Genomic DNA, 20,601 nt, shown 5'->3' with positions numbered 1-20,601 from the left:
GTTTCCACGTCCGAGCAGGCGGACAATGGGACGACCGGAGGATTTTTCTGCATAATGGCTTACTCGAAGCCGGTATGGTACTTGCGCTCGCTGGAGGACGCCTGTTTCGTCGCTTCCTTGTCCCGTTCCTCCCGAACCTCCAGGTTCAAGTCCTCGACCGGGATCGGATCGACATTTTGCTCGCTTTCATGGAGATCGAACAGGTTGGGCCGATCCGTGGGATACTGCTCGGGGTGGTCTCTCCCCGGCAGGGCTCCTTCTCTCGCCCGCGGGTCATCCGGCTTTCTTTTTGCATCCGCCATCCTACTCACCTCGTTCCGGGTATTATTCCCTTTATACCTCAAATTCGAACGCGGTAAACACTTGGCGCGGGCTAGCCGCGGGGCTTGGAGGCTTCCCGCCGGTTTGCCAGCAGTCGATCCCCCGGCATGCCAAGCACCACAATCGCCGCCAGTATCGCCGGGACAAGCGTCCACATAAACGTATGGGCGATGGATGAAGACAGGGCATCCGTGACTTTGTCCAGAATGTCAGGCGGGATCAAAGCCCGCTTCTCGGGCGACAGCGCTTCACGCGTATCTCCGAAATCCATCCCTGCCTGTCCTCCCATTCCCCGGAAGGCCGACTCCATGTTGGCGTTCATCAAATTTCTCTGCAGAATGCCGAAAATCGTGATTCCCAGCGTCATGCCCAAAGACCGCAAAAATGAGTTGGTCGAGGTCGCCGCACCGCGCTTGCTCATATCGAACGGATGAACGGCGGCCATACCGAGCACGGAGAAGGAGAACCCGACCCCAAACCCGCTGATCACGCTGTATACTGTCAGTAAAACCCGCGAGGAATCGCCCGAAAGCGTGCCGAGCGCAAAAAAGCCGGAAACGAAAAACACGGCCGAGATCAGCATGATCGACTTGTAAGACAACCGGGACGTGAGCATACCGCCCATCATACTTCCCACGACCGAGCCGACCATCATCGGCATCAGAATCAACCCCGAATTCGTCGCACTCCCGCCGAACACCCCTTGAACGTAAATCGGAATATAAACGGTAGCCACGATAAAAACGGAACCGTAAAACAAGGCCAACAGGCTGCTCGTCGCGTAGAGCCGGTTCCTGAACATGCCGAAAGAGATAATCGGCTCGTTCGCGCTTTTTTCCGCAAACAAAAAGATAATAAACAGGATGGCGAAGCCGGTAAACAACCCAAGAATCACGCCGGAATTCCAGGCATATTGCTGTCCGCCCAACTCCAGCGCAAACATCAGGCATACGACCGATCCGACAAGCGAAAACGCTCCTGCCCAATCGATCTGCTGTTTGGCATGCGACAGGGATTCCTTATAAAACGGAACGATAAAGGCCAAAGAAACCAGACCGATCGGCACATTGATGTAAAAGACCCAATTCCAGCCCAATGTATCTGTGATATAGGCCCCCAGAAGCGGACCGAAGATGCTCGACGTGCCGAACACCGCTCCCATCAGCCCCGTCATTTTGCCCCGTTTCTCCGGGGGGAAAATATCATAGATAATCGTGAAAGCAATCGGCATCAAAGCCCCGCCTCCAATCCCCTGGATCGCACGGAATATGCTGAGTTGGACGATGCTTTGCGCGATTCCGCATAATATCGAACCGACCAAAAAGGTAATGATACCGAATAGAAAGAACCGCTTCCGCCCGTACATATCGGACAGCTTCCCGAAAATCGGCGTTCCTGCCATCACCGCGACCATGTACGATGACGTCACCCATACGAACTGGTCCATCCCCCCGAGCTCGGAAACGATCGTTCCCATCGCGGTCGTGACGATGGTATTGTCCATAGCCGACATCAGTATCGCCAACATCAAGCCGATCAAAATAAACTTCGTCGAATCTTTTTTCTCAACGGCCACGCTGCAACCTCCCGAATCTATTCAAATTTAAACAACAACAATAATAATAGTTTAGTGAAATATGGAAAAAAGTAAACTCCCTTGACGCGTAACGCGACAGCTTCTTTTTTTTCTCCGCGAGAAGTAGTAACCTATTATTTATCATAAGTCCAATTAGGAAAGGAAGTTTCCGCATGTCCGAGCAATGGTCCGCTTTGGAGCGGCAAATGAAGCAGCATGGCCTCCAAACCCTGCTGATCACCGATCCCAAACATGTATACTATTTAACCGGCTTTCTCAGCAATCCGCACGAACGGTTTCTGGGAGTTGTTTTTCAACCCGGCGACGCACCGTTTCTGGTTGTCCCCGCGTTGGATGAAGAGGCGGCCCGGGCGGCCACCGGCGGTATGGCGATCGTGACCCACCTCGATACGGACAGCCCGTATCAAATTTTGAGCAAGCATTTGAAATCGCCGGCGGGCACGCTGGGTCTGGAAAAAGAATATATGACGGTGTCCCGGCTGGAGCATCTGCAGGAAGCCTTGGCTTTGACGGGATATACGGATATCGGACCTTGGCTGCGGGAGATGCGCGTTTGCAAAAGCCCGGACGAAGTCGAAAGGATCCGCCATGCGGTCCGGCTGATCGAAGACGTGCTGCAGCAAGCGCTCAAGCAAGTCAAGGAAGGCGTTTCGGAGCATGAACTCGTCGCGGAAGTGGAGTATCAAATCCGCAAGCTGGGAGCCGATGGCCCATCCTTCGACAGCATGGTACTGTTCGGTGAAAAAACTGCGCTGCCTCACGGGGTTCCCGGCGAACGTCAACTGCGCCCCGGCGACCTGGTGATGTTCGACATCGGCGTCTATGCCGCCGGCTACGCCTCCGACATCACCCGCACGTTCGCGTTCGGGGAGTTAAAGCCGGAACAGGTTCGCATTTACGAAACGGTGCTCGCGGCCAACCGGGCGGCCATCGCCGCCATCCAGCCCGGCGCGACGTTCGCCTCGCTGGATAAGGCCGCGAGAGACGTGATCGAGGATGCCGGGTACGGTCCCTATTTCAACCACCGGCTGGGCCACGGGCTCGGTATCGATGTCCACGAGTTTCCTTCCATCCACGGACTGAACGAGCATACGCTCCGGGAAGGGAACGTGTTTACGGTGGAGCCCGGCATCTACGTGCCCGGCGTCGGCGGCGTACGGATCGAAGACGATTGCCTCGTAACGGCGTCCGGCGTCGAAGTGCTCACCTCTTTTTCCAAAGAGCTGCTTTATCTGTAAAGCAGGATAAGGGCTCTGCGACGGACGTAATAGCCGCTATTTTGCGAAATTAGGTCCGGGCGTGTTTCTTACGGAAATGATAGCGGCTATTCCTGTTGATTCGGGGGTTCCATGACCGAAAACACGGAAATAGGCGCTAATACGTCCGTTAGAATACGGTACGTGGACCTTTTGGCCAAAATAGCGGCTACGGCTTCCGTTAAGGCTCCCGAGACGAGTACGGCGGGTACCGCGTGGATAGAATCACAGGTAAGGATAGTTTAAATAACCCTCAGGCGAACCGCCCGAGGGTCTGTTTAAGTTATGGCCCGTTTATTGCGGCAGCGCCTTGGCCGGCTCATCCTCCGCATGGCGGAAGTTCCGGGCTACATACAGGAACGGAGTACCCGCCGCCGTGAGTACAAATTTAAATACGTACGTCGTCAGCAAGATTTCCAACCAAACCCGGAAGCTGTATTCCCCAAGAAAAGCGATGGAGCAGAAGATCAGTGTATCGACAAAGGAACTGACCATCGTGCTGCCGTTGTTGCGGATCCACAGCTGGTGGCGCTTCGGATAATACTTCCGGATCCACGAGTACAGTCGAACGTCCAGAAACTGACTGACAAAATAGGCGGTGAGACTTCCGAGTGCGAGCCGCGGCATCAGGCCGAAAATCGTTTGCAGCGCTTCTTGGGACTTGTCGCTCTCCTGCGGCTGAAAGGCCAGCACCATCTGCATCAGGACGGTGGTCATAATCAAGGTGAAGAAGCCGAACCAGACCGCTTTTTTGGCTTCCTCGCGCCCAAATTTCTCGTTCAGCAAATCGCTGGTCAAGTACAGGCTCACATACATCGTGTTCCCCAGCGTCATAACGATGCCGAACATTTCCACGGTCTTGACGACCTGAATATTCGCGATAACGGTGGCGACGCCGATCCAGGCATACAGGCCTTTCTTCCCAAACAGCCGATAACAGAGCAGGAAAAAGCCGAAATTGACGAGCATATAAAAAATGCCCCATCCAATATTGAACATCTGAAATTCCTCCTAGTTTTGATTACGCGGGATGGTTTCGAACCGCGGCTGCTTTTCGATTACAGCAAGTCCCAAGATACCATATCTCCGGCCCGGTTGCCATCCCTTATTTTCATTCGCGGTAATATGAAAAATGAAAATATAAAAAATATCATTTTCAAAAGGCTTTTTTTTCTATAAAATAGTCCTAATAAACACTGGTTAATTAATACTAGGACCATGACATAATTCCTAGGTGACCGGATCAAGTCAAAGAAATCAAAAAAATTAGGAGAAGGACAGGGGAGGCTTCCTATGCTAAAAAGGAATCGTTCTATCGGCCACAAGTTCATGGCCACGTTTGCGATCGTCATCGTTTTGTCTTCACTGTTGTTCAGCCTGAGTTTCTACTATGTCTCCATGGGGATTATCGACCGGAATGTGTTGCCGCTATTTGACAAGGTGCTGCAAACGAGCTCGAAAGATATTTTTAAAGAGCTGGATACGACCCAAGCCCTTCAATTGCTGAACGGAAAGGAAAATTCCCGGATCGTTGTGGAATCCTATCTCAGTGATACAGTGGAGGAATTTCAGTTACATACGGCCTACCTGCTGGACTTGAAAGAGGACCATGCCATCGTAATCGGCGTAAATGACGGATCTCCGATGAAGGTCGGCGATCAGATGGAGGTTCAGGAGGCGATGCGCAAAGCCGAATCGAAAGGAAAGGCCAGCATCAGCCCGCTGTATTCCGATCAATTCGGCTCCCATAAAACCGCGTACATCGCTCTCCCGGGCAGTTCGGCGCTGCTCGCCGTAGGTATGGACGCCACGTTCATTGAGGATAAGAAATCGGAAATTTTGTGGATTTGCATGGGTATTTTCCTGTTCGTTATTCTCGTCGGGATGCTGGTCGCCTATCTCAACAGCCGGCGTATCACCAACCCGATCAAGAAGCTGGAGGAAGTGACAAGCCGGATGGCACAAGGGGATTTCCGGCAGGAGATCGAGGTTGCCTCCAAGGATGAGGTCGGCCGGCTCGCCGAGAGCTTCCGGATTATGACCGCGCAGTTAAAAGAGATGATCGGCCAAGTGTTGGAAACCTCCCGGAGCGTTGTAGACGGTTCCGATCAACTGCTTCACTCCGCATCCACCTTCAAGGCGTTAACCGAACGTTCAGGCGCGGCGACGATGGAGATCGAAAAAGGCAGCTTTACGATCGCTTCCACCGCGGCGGAGAACGCCCGGGCGATGGAGGAAATCTCGCAGGGCGTGCAGCATATCGCCACTTCATCCGCCGCGGTGACGGAGAAGATCGGGCATGCTTCGGCGGAGGCCGAGTCCGGCAACTCGCTCGCCAATACGGCCGTTGAGCAGATGAAAACGATCGAACAGGCGGCAATCAAGTCGCGCAGCTATATCTCCGTTCTAAATGAACGCTCGGAGTCCATCGCCGCGGTGGTCGGCGTGATTATGGACATCACCAAGCAGATCAACATTCTGGCGCTGAACGCCGCGATCGAAGCGGCACGGGCGGGCGAGCATGGCAAGGGCTTCGCGGTAGTCGCCGAGGAGGTCCGCAAGCTCGCGGAGCAATCGCGGTCGGCGACGGACCAAATCGGAGAGTATCTGCTCAGCATTCGGGAAGAGGCCATGAATTCCGTAAACGCCATGGAACTCGTGAGCAACGAAATCAAGTCCGGCCGCGAGCGTGTTGATCAGGCCGGCTTCGCCTTCGGCCAGCTGACGGAAATGATTCAAAACATCAATGCCACGATTCAGTCGGTCTCCGCCTCCACGCAGGAAGTATCCGCCGGCACGGAGGAAGTCACCGCTTCGGTCGAAGAGGCCGCGAATATTACGGACAAATCGCTGAAGAGCATCAAGGAGATCGCCGATTACGCCAACCGGCAAATTTCCGAAATGGAGCTTCATACCGAGACAGTCCAGTCTCTGTATAGCCAGGCGCTTTCGCTCAAAGATGCGGTAGAGAAGTTTAAAGTATAAGTTTACTTTTCGTGACGCAAAACGCCCACGTTTGAGGATGTACCTTAAACGTGGGCGTTTTTTTACGTAACATATTTGAGCCTTGTTCAAGTTTGCTAGACTATGGGCCCAATAGGCTATAGATTCGCCGCATGTCCAAATGGGCCTCGACATGGTCCGCCAGCCTGTTGAATCCGGACTCTTTCCGTGAAGCGGCCGCTACCCGCGACTCCAAAGGAGGAAGCCCCTTGTCCGCGCGCACCCCGTTCAACCAGGCCCGCCGCCAGGCGTCATTTTGGAACACCCCGTGAAGATAGGTGCCAAACACCCTCCCGTTCTGAAGCGCGGTTCCCTCGAACCGATCGGATCCGTCCGCCTCGCGGATAAGAAATACCGGCGCCGTTTCGGATTCGGCCTGCGACGCCTGTCTGACGCCTCGTACCGATTCCGTGCGGCCCGCATGGATTTCGTATCCGCTGATCGGAAATCCGCCGCCGGCCGGGTCTTCAAAGCCCGCAATCCCGGGCAGAGTGTTGCCTGCGACACGAACTGTCGTTTTTCCCGGCAGAAACGTCGTCTCCACCGGCAGCCAGCCCAGCCCTGCCGCCTTGCGGGGAACCACGGACTCCACGGCGTCAGGGTCATGAAGCTGGCGGCCCAGCATCTGATAGCCACCGCAAATGCCGACAAGCCGGGCATCCGGCCTGCGCTCCATCCAATCCCGAATCGCGCTTTCCAGCCCCTGCTCCCGTAAAAACTCCAGATCACCGATCGTATCTTTGGTTCCCGGCAGGATGATGATGTCGGGGCTGCCGAGTTGATCGGCGTTCTGGACATAGCGCAAAGAAACGTCCGGTTCCGCGGAGAGGATATCGAAATCGGTGAAATTCGATATCCGGGGATAGCGAATCACCACAATATCCACCTCCCGGCCGGCTGTCGGGCGCTCTGAATACGTGTCCAGCACGACCGAATCCTCCGCCTCGATGTCCAGGTCCGGCACAAAAGGCAGTACGCCCAGCACGGGTATGCCCGTACGCTCCTCGAGCCAGTCCAGGCCCGGCTGCAGTAACGCCAGATCCCCCCGGAACTTGTTAATAACAAATCCTTTGACCCGGGCCCGCTCTTCCGGCTCCAGAAGTTCCAGGGTGCCGACGAGAAACGCGAACACGCCGCCGCGGTCGATATCGGCCACCAGAATCACCGGCGCATCCGCCCATCCGGCCAGATTCATATTGACGATGTCGCGATGCTTCAGGTTGATTTCCGCCGGGCTTCCGGCACCCTCCATCACGACGATATCGTACGTTTGCCGGAGCCGCCCAAGCGCCGCCATCACGAGAGGTTTGGCCATCGGCAGAAACTCCTCCCGGTAACCCGCCGCGCTCAGATGAGCGTGAGGCTTGCCATGCACCACCACCTGGGAGCGCATTTCCCCGGTAGGCTTGAGCAGCACGGGATTCATATCGGTCGTCGCGGGAATACCGCAAGCCTCCGCCTGAATTCCTTGAGCGCGGCCAATCTCCAAACCATCCTCGGTAACATAGGAATTTAAAGCCATATTCTGCGACTTAAAGGGGGCCGTACGGAATCCATCACGGGTAAAAATCCGGCAAAGCGCGGTGACAATCACGCTTTTGCCCACATCGGAGGCCGTCCCCTGCACCATAAGCACTTTCCCCTTGCCCGGCTCCGCTCCCCGGTTTTGGACCGCTTCATTCATCAAATCCCATCTCCATTCCTGATACTGTCACGGGGGGGCTTTCCAACCGCCTATGTTGTCTTAAAGACAAGGACCGCCAGCACAAGCAGCAGCACCTCCAGCCCTTCGTTCAATGCTCCGTAGGTGTCCCCCGTCATTCCGCCCAGCTTGGAACAGATTTTGCCGGCAGCCAGCGATCCGGCAGCTGCCGTAAGTACCGGAGCGGCAGCGAAATAAATGCCAAGCTGAAGCACGCCAGGCCCGGCCCCAGGCAACACCGCCGCAAGACCCAGACCGACGGCGGTCAGCATCAGAGCATAGATCCCGGCCTGCGCCGCGACCCTGGCGTCTAGGCCGCGAAACAGGCCCGCCAATCCCTCGCCCTCACGGGCGGTCGGCCACTTGGACATGGCCCAGGCCATAAACCAGCGGCTCCATACCGGGGCCGTCAGCAGCGCTGCCCCCGCCGACAGGGGTCCCGCCGTGAGCAGCGAGGTCAGCAGCGAAGCCTTCAGCAGAAGCAGCAGCACGCAGGCAAGCACCCCCATCGCCCCCACGCGGCTATCTTTCATAATTTCCAGCATTTTCTCGCGGGAACGGTAGCTGAGCAGAGCATCCGCCGAATCCATCCAGCCGTCCAAATGTAAGCCGCCCGTCAGCCAGACCCAAAGGATCAAAGCGAGCACCGCCGCCGGAAACGCAGGCAGCACCTGAACGGATAAAGCCCCTCCCAACGATACGGACAGGCCGATCGCGGCGCCAACCAACGGGTAGTGCTTAACGCTTCGTTTAAGCAACTCCGGCGTAAAATCCAGCTCCGCCTTGACCGGAAACCGGGACAAAAATTGAAAAGCGGCCCAGACAGGCCGTCCTTTTTGTGTCATAACAAGTACTCCCTGCTTTTCAGTTCGATCGGGATGCCCGCCGTCACCCAAAAGACCTGGTCCGATATTTCGGCCATCCTCTGATTCAGCATGCCGGCGTAATCCCGGTATAAGCGGCCGAGCGGATACTCGGGTACGATCCCGCTGCCCACTTCATTCGTCACCAGAACGATTGTTCCGGGAAACCCGGCAACCGCCTCACGCAACCGCGAAATCTCGGTGAGAAGCGCAGTCTCGGTGCTCCGCCCCTCGGCTTCCGCGGCCAAAAGAATATTCGACAGCCAAAGAGTCAGGCAATCGACCAGCACGCAGGCGTCCGTAGAAAAGCCTGCGCGTTCCGGCAATTCTTTCAGCAGCCCGGCGAGCCGAAGAGGTTCCTCCAACGTTGTCCAGGGGTAGCGGCTGTCCTCGCGCTGAAGGCGGTGGCGACCGATCCGCAAGCGCATTTCCTCGTCAAAGGCCTGCGCGGTTGCCACATACCATCCCGACGGAGCATGCTTCATGCACCAACGTTCGGCGAACGAACTTTTTCCGCTGCGGGCTCCTCCCGTCACCGTCACGATCATAACCCGCTCTCCCCGGCTGCGGAGGTTCCTTCTTGTGCTTCCTCGTTGGCGGAAGAAATTCCCGCGCTCTCGAAGGTGGCCATTTCGGACATAATCCGGCAGGCCGCGTCCAGCAAATGAAGCGCCAAGACACCGCCGGTTCCTTCTCCCAGACGCATATCCAACTGGAGCATCGGTTCAAGCCCGAGGATATTTAACAGTTGGGCGTGCCCTTGCTCCTGAGAGACGTGCGAAGCGATCATATACCCGGCCGATTCCGGCGCGATCCGCTGTGCCGCCAGCGCCGCAGCGCTGGAAATAAAGCCGTCGATGACCACGGGACAGCGGTTTGCGGCGGCGCCCAAAATGACGCCGGTCAAGCCGGCGATTTCCAAGCCGCCCAGTTTAGCGAGCGTTCCGACCGGATCGGCGGAATCGGGATGGTTACATTCCAGAGCGCGTTCGACCACGCGCACTTTATGCAGCCAACGTTCCTCGCTGATCCCGGTGCCCCGGCCGACGGTGTCCTGTGGGGGAACACCGGTAAATGCGCTCATCAACGCCGCGCTGGCCGTCGTGTTGCCGATGCCCATCTCCCCGGTTACGAAGCACCCGATGCCTCGCGCAACCGCCTGCTCCACGATTTCGGCGCCGACGAGGATCGCCGCCTCGGCCTCCTCCCGGCTCATCGCCGGACCGATAGCGATGTTACCGGTGCCGTACCGGACTTTGTTAGCGATCAGGTCCGGATGCTCCAGATCGGCGTTCACGCCGATATCCACGCACATGACTTCCGCGCCGGCCTGTCGGGCGAGCACATTTACCGCGGCTCCGCCGGCGAGGAAATTCGCCACCATCTGCGGAGTGACCTCGGCGGGAAACGCGCTGATGCCCTCCGCACATACGCCGTGATCGGCAGCCATGACGACGACGGCGCGGTTCGGGAAGGCAGGGGTCACTTGCCCTGTGATGCCCGCCAGCTTTATCGCGAGCCATTCCAGCTTGCCCAAACTGCCGGGGGGCTTGGTCAAACTGTCCAAATGAGCCTGGGCTGCGGCAGACGCCTTTAAATCCAGTGCTGAAATCGAACGGGCTATATCCATTACGCTTCGAACCATCGGAAAAATTCCTCCCTTGAATAACCATAAATTCAATACTAAATCAATGCTTATCCCTATGACGTCAACGGTGCATTGATTTCACTCCACCGTTCATTGCGGCATGAAGTCTTGCGCTTTCCGGAGCAGCAGCTGGGGAGACCCCGAATCGGGATGAGGAATGCTGTAAGACTTCACATGAAACACGTTTTCCAAGGTTTCGGGCACGAGAATGTCGGCCGGAGTTCCTTGACCGGAAATGCGCCCGCCGCTAAGCACGAGCAGGTGGTCGCAGTAAAGCGAAGCCAGGTTCAAATCGTGCATGACGGACACGACCGTCAAGCCCTCTTCCCGCTGCCAACCGGCGATGAGATCCATAAATTGCATTTGATAACGGATATCCAGGTAGGTCGTGGGCTCATCGAGTAAAACGACCTCCGGCTGCTGGGCCATCACTTTGGCGAGAGCGGCCCGCTGCCTTTGCCCGCCGCTCAGACTGCTGAGCGGCCGATGCGCCAGATCGGCCAGCTCCAATCTCCTCATGATCCGTTCAAGCAATTCCTCCGCGCCGCCCTGTTTTTCCCGGCCACGCCAATCCTGAAAAGCAAACCGGCCCATCTCTATAACTTCACGGACCGTATATGCGATAGGAGGAAGCCCGTCCTGCTGCAGCACGGCCAGCTTCCGGGACAGATCTTTTCGGCCGTAGGAGGACAAAGAGCGCCCGGCCAAGGAGATCTCCCCCCGATCGGGCGCTTCGACGCCGGAAAGCAAGCTGAGCAGGGTGCTTTTCCCGCTGCCGTTCGGGCCGATCACGCCCCAAAACTCCCCCGGGGCAATGCTCCAGTCAATGTCCTGCAAGGCTTTGAATTTCCCGTAGCACTTGGTGACCTTCTTAACCTGGATCATGACAGCTCCTTCTCCCTTGCTCTTTTTTTACGATACAGCAGATAAGCAAAAAACGGCGCTCCGACAAAAGCCGTTACGATTCCGAGCGGGATTTCCGTGGGCGCAAGCAACGAACGGGCCGCCAAATCGCTCCACATCATGAAAATACCGCCTCCGATCGCAGAGAGCGGGATAATCAGGCGATAGTCGGGTCCGGTGATCAACCGGATCATGTGCGGCACGACGAGGCCGACAAACCCGATGACCCCCGATACGGAAACCGCCGCAGCCGTCATTAGCGTAGCGACGAGGAGAATGATCAGCTTGGTCGATTCCACGTTTAGCCCGGAATGGGCCGCTTCCCGCTCCCCCAAGGCAAACAGGTTCAACGAACGCGCCCTGCTCCAGAGAAACAATCCTCCCAGCGCCAGATACGGAAGCAGGATGGCCGTATAGGACCATCCCCGCAGACTCAAGCTCCCCATGGTCCAGTACATGATCTGGTTCACGGTCTCCTTGGACATCGCCGTCAGGAACGAGACGACGGCACCCAGGAAGGACTGCATGACCACACCTGACAGGATCAGATTTTCGATCGGGATTTTGCCGTTCTCCCGGGCCAGCCACATGACGATCCATAGCGTAGCCGCCCCGGTCAGAAAAGCGACGACCGGGAGGGTAAACACCCCGATGATCGAAAACTGCCACCCGAAAAAAATCAATACCGCCGCGCCCACAGCAGAACCGGAGGAAACCCCGAGGGTAAACGGCTCGGCAAGCGGATTGCGCAGCACGCCCTGAAACGCCGCACCCGCAACCGCCAGGGACGCCCCGACCAGCAGGCCGAGGAGCACGCGGGGCAGCCGGACTTGCATGACGATCTGCTCCGAAGCCGTATTCCAGGTCGGCTCGATCCAATGGCCGATGCCCGGAAGGCGATGCAGCAGGATCTTCGCGATCTCGAGGATCGGCATTTTGACGGAGCCGAATCCCACACAGACCAGCAGGGTAAGAATCAGCAGCCCGAGGCCTATAAATCCGTAGCCTGCCAGTTTGGTCCTCACGGCTTAATCAAATCCGGATAAATCGCGTTGGCCACATCAATAAGCCCTTTGGTCACGCGTGGACCGGGTCGGCTCAACAAATTGTCGTCCAATCCGATAATGCGGCCTTCCTTAACCGCGGTGATCTTATCCCAGCCTCCACGGCTCTTGATGATATCGGCGAGCGTCCGGTTGTTCTCGTCAACGACGCTTTTGGCGTAAAGAATAACATCCGGATTCGCCTTGATAATGTTTTCTTCGTTGATTTCGCTCCAGCCGTTAATATCGGAAGCGACATTTTCCCCGCCGGCCAGCGTAATCATTTCATCCATAAATTCGCCCTTACCGACCGTCCATCCTGGCGAGAACTCGATATAGACCTTTTTCTTCTGATCGGCCGGCAGCTTGCCCACCGCTTCTTTTACCTTATCCAGTTCGGCCTGCATTTGGCCGGTTACCTCGCCGGCTTCCTTCTGACGGTCTGTAATTTGCCCGACCAACCGGATGTTCGCCATGACCTCTTCCATCGTTTTCGCGTTGGAACGGAACACTTTCAAACCGAGATCCGTCAGACTCTTCACCGTATCCTCGCCAACCAGGTTCCCCGCCAGCACCAGATCCGGCTGAGCCGCAACGACCGCTTCCACATTAACCTGGAAGCCGCCCATTCTCGGCTTGTCTTTTACGGCTTCCGGATAATCGTCATTGTCGGAAACGCCGACAATCTGCTCGTCCAGCCCCAAAGCGAACAGCCCTTCGGTTTCCGACGGTGCCAGAGACACGATGCGCTGCGGCGCCGATTCGAACGTAAATTCGCTGCCGTACCCGTCTTTTACCGTAAGCGGATAAGTCGTTTTCGGACTCTCTTGGTCCGTTGCGTTCGACGTATCCTTTGGCGTTTCCTGTTGCTGCTGAGCTTGTCCGCCATTGCCGTTCTCCGCGGAATTTTTACCGTTCGCCCCGCAGCCTGCGGTGACGAGCAACAGAATGGCCAGAAGCCAGATCCCCCAGATCTTGGTCCACTTTTTCATCTCTTTCGCTCCTTCTGTGTTCTGTAGTTCTTGACTGGTCTGCCTGACATAAAGCGAAACTTGATGTCTCTTCATGAAGAAAAACCCATCCTGCGGATGGGTTACGTCTACAAAGTTATAGCGGAGCCGTCATGTTCCTGTGCCGGAACGCTCGGGTCCGTCCTCTAAGCAGAACGTCATCCTTTCCTCGAAGGACCGTCTAACATTCCCGTGGGCAGGTCTCCTGACTTCCAGGTACCGACGAACGCCCGCCTTCCCGTCGTACTGTGGCGTAAGACAGTGGCATGCTTGGGCGCGTCCCTGTATACAGTGGCGGGACCGTGCCGGACTTTCACCGGCTTCCCTTTTAACCCTGGGCTCGCAAAACAAGCGGGCTTCGGGACCGACGGGTACTTCTTATTCGCTTGAATCCAGGCGATCTATCTCTTTTGGATTATAGGGGAAAAGCCGTAAACTTACAATACGAAAGAGCGACTCCGCTGTGCGGTTCGTCCAAGTATTCAGCTGGCTCGTGATAAGCCCTCAATCAGCTATGGCATACCCAGATGCTTCGCACAAAAGCCCCCTTCGTTACTTTGGCGAAGCCCTGAATTTGAAAACCCGCCCGCTCCAACTCGGGTTCCAGCTCTTCCGTGGATACGACCACCGAAATGTCGCTGAACCGGCGCAGGCTTGATAGCATCGCCCGCTTCTCTTCCAGAGGAAGAACGGAGCATAGATTGTAAGGCATATCTAAAATCGCCGCGTCAAAATGCCCGTCAATTTCATTCATATCACCGATACTGACAAGTTCTTCGTGCCGGTACCCGAAATGAGCCAGATTTACCCTCGCTCCGCGAATAGCGAGCGGATTAAGATCCCGTCCCACAATCTCGATCCCCATGGAAAGGGCTTCGATCAGAACGTTGCCCATCCCGCAGCAGGGATCGATCGCCCGTATTCCGGCCGTGGCGGGGACCGCGATATTAACCAGGCTCCGGGCCATAGCCGCGGAAAGCCCTGTCGAATAATTCCGGGGCTTATGTTTGTGTCTCTGCCAAATAGGGTCCGTGGGATGACAGACTCCTAGCCTCCATGATTCCCCGTCGTGTAAAAGACCGAACAGGATATCCGGCTGCCGCATCTCCGCCCTGCCCCGGATCCGGGCTCCCACTGTTCTCTCCAACTGACGCTGGTCCTCATAGCTGCAAGGGACTCCGTTTTTAATATATTTCACTTTAAAAGTCTTTCCCTTTAAGTCGATCTTCTCCGCAAGAGTGAGAATCCCCTCGAGGGAGCCGCATCTTCCCAGCACTTTCATTTCCATGGAAATAAAAGGACTCCGATTTGCTCCGATGGCAGTTCCGCTTTCCATAAAAAAATGAGCTCTGGGGGCATATCCGAACAAACTGTGAAGCTCAAGCCTGCATAGTTCGCTCTCGTTCTCATGACACGCGTAGGGGTAGATATAGCTATCGGGCTTCTCGTTCAAGTCCACGTTCCCGTCTCCTTCTTACTTTGCCTCGCTTAGAGCCGATCATTTTCGGTCAAGCAAAAAGACTTAGGTATTCTAAGCATTCACTGAACCATTGTAGCAGAAGAACGGGGCTTAACGAAGACGTTTCGGGAAGGGACCTGAAGAAAGATCGCTCTGCTGCATCTCGGTTAACTGGGTCCAATAACGTTTGGGCATATGGGAAAGCCGGGCCCGGGGATTGCTTCTTTCCCGGACCGCCACCGTATCATAGAACTGCTTCCACAGCCTCCGGTAGGACTTCTCCTCGTCGTCCGGCTCGGGCAATATAAGCTCCTCCATGCAAAATAGTCCCACTCGATCAGCAGGTGGACCATCCTGCCGCTGCATCAATACTTGTCTATGCGTCTTGTCGTAAATCAGAAACGATTCTCCCCGGTATCTATCGCAAAAATGGGGCGCCAGCAGCGGCAGCACCTGATTCTTCGGTTCAATAACGGCGACCAGAACATCGCCATAAACCGCGAACCGGACGAATCCCATATATGCATGGCTCTCCGTCCTTAAATGTTTCACCGCTTTATGGAGCCGATGCACCGTATCTTCCGTCAGCATATCCATGACCGTACGTCCATATTGAAAGCCAAGCCGCAAAAAACGGTACAGCAGCAGTTCCTTATCGGACATGCATGTCAGGAAGCCGTTACGGATCAGTTCCTGCGCCGCCGGACAGATTTTGACACCGATTCCCTTGTAAACTCTGGCCGCCTTTACCGGATCAGTCTCCACCCATACGGCATCGAACAGAACATACAGATTATCTTCACTCGGCCGGATATCCACCGCCTCTTCCTTGCGGTCATAGCTTTCAAACACACAGCTAAGAAAGCCGTCAAAGCTGCCATCATAAATGTACGCCGATTGGCGAGCCCAGTTCATGTTGCAGCCACTTCCGCCACCCTGCCTGCCGCGAGTTCTTCGTCGCTAAAAAGCTTAAGCTGTTCCACCTGGGGCTGGGGCAAATACAAGGAGATTTCCTTTTGGGATAGCAGCGATCTCAAGATTGTGCTCTCCTTCACTTTCAATCCCTCAAGACGTCTGCCGGAGCATGTGATGAAATATTGGGCTCTCTTCAGTACTACCCCGAGCTTCTTCAATCCCGCGAAGTCCAGTTTTCCCGCCCGCCGCGCCGCAACGATCGCCTTGGCGCTCCGCACGCCGATCCCTGGAACCCGGAGCAACGTTTCATACGGTGCTTGATTGATCTCCACGGGGAATCGATCGATATGATTTACGGCCCAATGGCACTTGGGGTCCATAAACGGATTGAAATTCGGAGTTCTTTCATCCAGCAGTTCATGGGCTTCGAATCCGTAAAACCGCAGCAGCCAGTCAGCCTGGTAGAGCCGATGCTCCCGCAGAAGCGGCGGTTTACTGTCCAGCGCCGGGAGCAGCGAATGCTCCATCACCGGCGTGTAAGCGGAATAGTACACCCGCTTCAGCTCGTATTTGCGATACAACGCCTCGGTCAGAGTCAAAATCTTCAAATCGCTGTCCGGCGTTGCCCCCACGATCAACTGGGTGCTCTGGCCCCCCGGCACGAATTTCGGCGCATGCCGAAACTTTACCAAATCGGTGCTGTTCTCGCGGATGCCCTCCCGGATCGCCGACATCGGCCGGAGTATCGTCTCCTTGCTCTTATCCGGCGCAAGCTGCCGTAAGCTGGCTTGGGACGGAAGCTCAATGTTTACGCTCATCCTGTCGGCGAGCAGTCCCAGCCTGGAAATCAGCGCCGGATCCGCTCCAGGGATAGCCTTCACATGAATATATCCCGAGAACCCGTATTGATTCCGCAGCAGTTCCAATACCCGGATTAATCGTTCCGTAGTATAATCCGGATTCCTCATGATCCCCGAGCTTAAGAATAAACCTTCAATATAGTTACGGCGGTAAAAATTCATCGTAAGCTCCGCAAGCTCTTCCGGTGTGAACATAGCTCTGCGGGTGTCGTGGGAGCGGCGGTTTACGCAGTATTTGCAATCGAAAATGCAGCTGTTTGTCATCAGAACCTTCAACAAAGAGATGCAGCGCCCATCGGCGGCAAAGCTGTGGCAGATGCCCGAGGCAACGGTGTTCCCCTGCTTTCCGCTTTGCCCGGACCTCTCACTCCCGCTGGAGGAACAGGAAACATCGTATTTGGCGGAATCCGTCAAGATCGCAAGCTTCTCCAATACATCCATAAAACGATCCTCCCTTTTGATCATCATTATAATACGAACATCTGTTCTTGTAAATACAAAAAACCCCATTTTCTTGTAATGAAAATGTAAGATTCCTTTTAGAACCGATTAAGGGAAATCGATGGGAACAAAACGGAGCCCCGCCTATACTAAAAAGCTGTATAAAGCGATTGAATCGAAGAGGAGTTGAATTACGAATGAAGAAGAAATCGGGCCTGGCCGGTAAAATCATCCCAAAAACTTTGCTGCCGGTTCTAATAATCACCGCCGGCATATACGCCTGTTTCCCTGCGGCAGGCGCCGTATCGGCCATATCGGCAACATCGAACCCCGAACGTTCGGGGCACGCGGAGAAGAAGGGCGATGTGTCGGAATTCAAGCGTTACTTGGATGAACAGGTTCCTTTGCTGCAAAAAAAATACGGTGTTCCCGGAGTCTCGATCGGCGTGCTTGAGCATGGCAACACCGCCTATGCCCTACAGTACGGATTCGCGGACAAAACGGCCGGCCGGAAGCTGGACGAAAAATCGCGTTTTCAAGCGGGATCCATTTCCAAAAGCGTTACCGCCTGGGGGATTTTAAAGCTGGCGGAGGAGGGAAAATTATCATTGGATGACCCGGTCAGCAAGCATCTCGGAAACCGGACGATTCCAGGTGCGAAAGTCGTTTCGGAGGAAGTGACCCTCCGGCGTCTGTTAAGCCATACCGCGGGGCTTGCTCCGCATCCCGGTTATATGGGCGTCGAGCCGGGCCGGAAGCTCCCTGCGCCCGAGCAATCTCTCGCCGGAGCCGGCCTGTTCAACGATCCCGTGAAATTCGCCTTAGCTCCCGGCAAAGAAGCGGCATATTCGGGGGCGGGGTACACGATCCTTCAGATGGTGATTGAGGAGGTTTCGGGGCAGCCGTTCGAGGACTATATGAAAAATCGGGTGCTTCACCCGCTGGGGATGGATTCCAGCAGCTTCGGGCAAGAAGAGGAGGACAGACCGTTCTTAACCAAAGCTTACGGTTATTTCGGACAGGAGCTGCCGGCCTTCCGGTTCGCCGAGCGGGCTGCCGCAGGGCTAACGACCACGGCCGAGGACTTGATGAAGCTCATGCAGGCAAGCCTGGACACCTCGAAAAGCGGAGGAACCCCCTTGGGGCACGATGTTGTAAGTCCCGGTCTGGTGCGGGAAATGCAGAAACCGGTACTGGGCGAGAACGGGCTCGGTATTTTTTCACGCAGCCTGCCGGACGGTACCACCCTCTTGTACCACCCGGGGGACAATCGAGGTTGGCACGCCTTCTATGGCTTTATCCCGGAGTCTCAAAACGGCCTGGTCATCCTGACCAATAGCGAGAACGGCATCGACCTGCGGCAGGATTTGTATCATGCCTGGATCCGGTTTGAAACCGGGGCTCTGCCGGAAGGAGCGACCGCGCTGGCGCAAACGAGCTCCCTCCATCAATGGGGCGCCTATGGCCTCACAGCCGCGCTGGCGGTTTATCTTCTGCTTGCCGCCTGGCGCATTCGCAGCGGGCGCAGATTATTTGTGTTCAATCACCCCAAGCCGCCTTTTGTACGACTAACGATCCGTTTGATTGTTATATTGGTTCCAGGCACTCTGCTTTACCTTGGGGCCTACCGCTGGAGCGTCATCGGGCTGCAGAGCGGGCTGAAATTCATCGTCCTCGCCGTTTCCGCCTGGCTTGCCGGCCTGCTCATTTTCGGATTTTTCCCGAAGCTGCCCGCAAAAAAAGCAAAACAAGACTAATGCGGCCTATTAGCGCACTGACGTTGCATCAAACCCGCCGGAATCACGCCTAGCCGCCCGCATTAGCGGCTTTTAGGGGCGCTATTGCGGTCCGATTCGGCTCCGCGAGAATAATAGCAGTCAAAAAGGGCCTTATTCTCCCCTGTTGCGGGCTCCGAAATCAGGGTTTGGCCCGTTTTTTCCAAAATAAAGCCCTTAAACTGCTACTCCATACCTCCAGCCAAATTCGACAAAATAGCGCCGCAAAACGCCCCTATCTCCTGTCCGGATGCGGCTTCAATCAATATGGAAGCCGCATCCGGACAGGAGGCGGTACGAATTGAGCCTGGTCTCATAGTCCGGAGCGGCCGTCACGATCAAAAATTCCTCATTCCCGTACAACCGCTGGAGTTGGAACAGCTGTTCAGCCAATTGCTCGGGCGTACCGGCCAACCGCTGCCGGGGAAGCTGTCCGCCCCGGGCAGCCAGCTCGGCCTCGATCAGGTCCGCCATCGCGCGGGCCTCGCGTTCGGTGGGGGCGCAGATCGCTTGAACCGCGACGATCGTTTCCGGCTCCGCCCGTAAAACGGAGGGTCGAAACGCCTTCCGATAAACGCGCAGCGTTTCGATTCCGTCGCTTTCGCTCATAAACTGGCCGAACACGTACCCCGTCCCGAGCTCAGCCGCATAGCCGGCGCTTTTGACGTTCGTTCCCAGCATCCAAACGTCCGGCTGCCGGAGGGGAACAGGCCTCGCGGCCACCGGCCGGGACTCGTAGGTATAGCTGTCCTGCAGCAGTGCCAGCAGTTCCGCTACCGACTCGCGATACCGGGCCACATGCTGCAAAAAGTTACCGCTGAGCGCCATCGCCGTATGCGCGTCGCCGCCAGGCGCCCGGCCCAGCCCCAGATCGATGCGCCCCGGATAAAGCGCGGCCAGCATCCGGAACCACTCCGCCGCTTTCAGCGGGGCGTAATGCGGCAGCAGCAGCGCGCCGGAACCAAGCTTGATCCGGGTGGTTACCGCGCCGATATGGGCAAGCAGGACCTCCGGAGACGGACACGCCAAGCCGTCCATATTGTGATGCTCCGCCGCCCAATAGCGGCGATATCCCCACTCTTCCGCCCGCTGCGCCAGCAGGACTGCCTGCCGCAAGGCTTCCTCATCGCTGCAGCCTCCAAGCTTGGGAACCAGATCCAACACACTTAGGCGCAGCCGCCGCCATTGATTTTCCCGTTCCGCCAAGAACCTCACTCCCCGGTCAAAAGTATGGCTGGAGCTTCAATATTTCTCCAGTCCCGATCTTTGCTTGCGGGTTCCAGAAATCCGAATCCGGAACGAGCAGCGTGTGCAGCATAGATATAACACCGCCATGGGTGACGATGAGCAGCGGTGCGGACTGTCCTTTTTCCGTCAACTGCGTTGTCATAGTTACGAGTTCCCCGTAGATGCTGCGGACCCTGCTTTCAAACCCTGCCCAGGGTTCTCCCTCAGGGGGCGTCCATTCCTTCGGGTTATCCAGCCAGCGCCGATAGATCCCCTGACCTTTGAGCATGTCGTAGGTTTGCCCTTCCCAGGCTCCAAAATGCATCTCCCTTAACCGCCGTTCGTAAATCGCGCTCGCTACCATATCCGGACGAAGAAACCGCAGCGTGCTCCGGCACCGGTTCAAATCACTGCAGTACACGGCGGAAAACTCGACCCCGGCCAGCGTCTTCCGTAAGCCCGTCAGTCCGGAAGCGTCCCCGGGAAGCAGTTCCGTATCGCTCTGCCCCTGGTACCGGCGTTCCGCATTACAGGCCGTCGCGCCGTGGCGGATCAGCCACCATTCCATTTTTCTTTTC

At 56.2% G+C, this 20,601-nt stretch carries 18 protein-coding genes and 1 riboswitch; of the genes, 3 read left to right on the top strand and 15 right to left on the bottom strand.

The features are described from left to right. Positions 1-59 precede the first annotated feature (59 nt). Both V4U88_RS13340 and V4U88_RS13335 read right to left on the bottom strand, forming a co-directional pair. Positions 60-302 (bottom strand): hypothetical protein, encoded by a 243-nt coding sequence (locus V4U88_RS13340; RefSeq protein ID WP_334073742.1) that lies wholly within the window; start codon positions 300-302, stop codon positions 60-62. Positions 303-373: 71 nt separating this feature from the next. Beyond that, positions 374-1,897: an MDR family MFS transporter gene (locus V4U88_RS13335; protein ID WP_334073741.1), complete on the bottom strand. Its 1,524-nt coding sequence runs from the start codon at positions 1,895-1,897 to the stop codon at positions 374-376. 173 nt (positions 1,898-2,070) lie between these two features. Between V4U88_RS13335 and V4U88_RS13330 the strand changes: the two genes are divergently transcribed. Further along, positions 2,071-3,156: a M24 family metallopeptidase gene (locus tag V4U88_RS13330; protein ID WP_334073740.1), complete on the top strand. Its 1,086-nt coding sequence runs from the start codon at positions 2,071-2,073 to the stop codon at positions 3,154-3,156. Between the two features lie 312 nt (positions 3,157-3,468). On the opposite strand, the gene V4U88_RS13325 is transcribed toward V4U88_RS13330, so the two are convergent. Further along, entirely contained in the window at positions 3,469-4,173 is a 705-nt protein-coding gene (locus V4U88_RS13325; protein ID WP_334073739.1) for a queuosine precursor transporter, read from the bottom strand. 294 nt (positions 4,174-4,467) lie between these two features. Here V4U88_RS13325 and V4U88_RS13320 point away from each other — a divergent pair, with 294 nt between their 5' ends. Then, positions 4,468-6,159: a methyl-accepting chemotaxis protein gene (locus tag V4U88_RS13320; RefSeq protein ID WP_334073738.1), complete on the top strand. Its 1,692-nt coding sequence runs from the start codon at positions 4,468-4,470 to the stop codon at positions 6,157-6,159. A gap of 100 nt (positions 6,160-6,259) precedes the next feature. Here V4U88_RS13320 and V4U88_RS13315 read toward each other — a convergent pair whose 3' ends face one another. The 10 genes from V4U88_RS13315 to V4U88_RS13270 all read right to left on the bottom strand — a co-directional run bounded on the left by V4U88_RS13315 (position 6,260) and on the right by V4U88_RS13270 (position 17,021). After that, a complete protein-coding gene (locus V4U88_RS13315; protein WP_334073737.1) occupies positions 6,260-7,861 on the bottom strand; it encodes a cobyric acid synthase in 1,602 nt (533 codons plus the stop codon). Positions 7,862-7,911: 50 nt separating this feature from the next. Further along, positions 7,912-8,724 (bottom strand): adenosylcobinamide-GDP ribazoletransferase, encoded by an 813-nt coding sequence (gene cobS, locus V4U88_RS13310; RefSeq protein ID WP_334073736.1) that lies wholly within the window; start codon positions 8,722-8,724, stop codon positions 7,912-7,914. Beyond that, complete coding sequence (cobU, locus tag V4U88_RS13305) at positions 8,721-9,290, bottom strand: bifunctional adenosylcobinamide kinase/adenosylcobinamide-phosphate guanylyltransferase (RefSeq protein WP_334073735.1); 570 nt, start codon at positions 9,288-9,290, stop codon at positions 8,721-8,723. Before cobU ends, cobS begins: the two co-directional genes overlap by 4 nt. Beyond that, entirely contained in the window at positions 9,287-10,387 is a 1,101-nt protein-coding gene (gene cobT / locus V4U88_RS13300) for a nicotinate-nucleotide--dimethylbenzimidazole phosphoribosyltransferase (protein WP_334073734.1), read from the bottom strand. The genes cobU and cobT overlap by 4 nt, the downstream gene beginning before the upstream one ends. A 93-nt stretch (positions 10,388-10,480) precedes the next feature. Continuing rightward, on the bottom strand, positions 10,481-11,275 hold the full coding sequence (locus V4U88_RS13295) for an ABC transporter ATP-binding protein (protein ID WP_334073733.1): 795 nt from the start codon (positions 11,273-11,275) through the stop codon (positions 10,481-10,483). Then, positions 11,272-12,318: a FecCD family ABC transporter permease gene (locus tag V4U88_RS13290; RefSeq protein WP_334073732.1), complete on the bottom strand. Its 1,047-nt coding sequence runs from the start codon at positions 12,316-12,318 to the stop codon at positions 11,272-11,274. The genes V4U88_RS13295 and V4U88_RS13290 overlap by 4 nt, the downstream gene beginning before the upstream one ends. After that, complete coding sequence (locus V4U88_RS13285; RefSeq protein WP_334073976.1) at positions 12,315-13,328, bottom strand: ABC transporter substrate-binding protein; 1,014 nt, start codon at positions 13,326-13,328, stop codon at positions 12,315-12,317. The genes V4U88_RS13290 and V4U88_RS13285 overlap by 4 nt, the downstream gene beginning before the upstream one ends. 196 nt (positions 13,329-13,524) lie before the next feature. Beyond that, a riboswitch (cobalamin riboswitch) is annotated at positions 13,525-13,730 on the bottom strand. Between the two features lie 124 nt (positions 13,731-13,854). Further along, positions 13,855-14,805 carry a TRM11 family SAM-dependent methyltransferase gene (locus tag V4U88_RS13280; RefSeq protein WP_334073731.1) on the bottom strand — a complete coding sequence of 317 codons (951 nt, stop codon included), beginning with the start codon at positions 14,803-14,805 and terminating at the stop codon, positions 13,855-13,857. A gap of 111 nt (positions 14,806-14,916) precedes the next feature. After that, positions 14,917-15,720 (bottom strand): TIGR03915 family putative DNA repair protein, encoded by an 804-nt coding sequence (locus V4U88_RS13275; protein ID WP_334073730.1) that lies wholly within the window; start codon positions 15,718-15,720, stop codon positions 14,917-14,919. Continuing rightward, positions 15,717-17,021, bottom strand: a complete 1,305-nt coding sequence (locus tag V4U88_RS13270) for a putative DNA modification/repair radical SAM protein (RefSeq protein WP_334073729.1) — start codon at positions 17,019-17,021, stop codon at positions 15,717-15,719. Before V4U88_RS13270 ends, V4U88_RS13275 begins: the two co-directional genes overlap by 4 nt. Before the next feature lie 197 nt (positions 17,022-17,218). On the opposite strand from V4U88_RS13270, the gene V4U88_RS13265 reads away from it, so the two are divergent. Beyond that, positions 17,219-18,778: a serine hydrolase domain-containing protein gene (locus V4U88_RS13265; RefSeq protein ID WP_334073728.1), complete on the top strand. Its 1,560-nt coding sequence runs from the start codon at positions 17,219-17,221 to the stop codon at positions 18,776-18,778. Between the two features lie 276 nt (positions 18,779-19,054). Here V4U88_RS13265 and V4U88_RS13260 read toward each other — a convergent pair whose 3' ends face one another. Further along, a complete protein-coding gene (locus tag V4U88_RS13260; protein ID WP_334073727.1) occupies positions 19,055-20,002 on the bottom strand; it encodes an MsnO8 family LLM class oxidoreductase in 948 nt (315 codons plus the stop codon). 16 nt (positions 20,003-20,018) lie between these two features. After that, positions 20,019-20,591, bottom strand: coding sequence for a histidine phosphatase family protein (locus V4U88_RS13255; RefSeq protein ID WP_334073726.1), 573 nt, complete (start codon positions 20,589-20,591; stop codon positions 20,019-20,021). Positions 20,592-20,601: the final 10 nt, after the last annotated feature.

The organism is Paenibacillus sp. A14, assembly GCF_036864815.1.
In the GTDB taxonomy this organism is placed as follows: Bacteria; Bacillota; Bacilli; order Paenibacillales; family Paenibacillaceae; genus Fontibacillus; species Fontibacillus sanfengchensis.
This window is presented reverse-complemented; position numbering and strand designations above follow the sequence as displayed.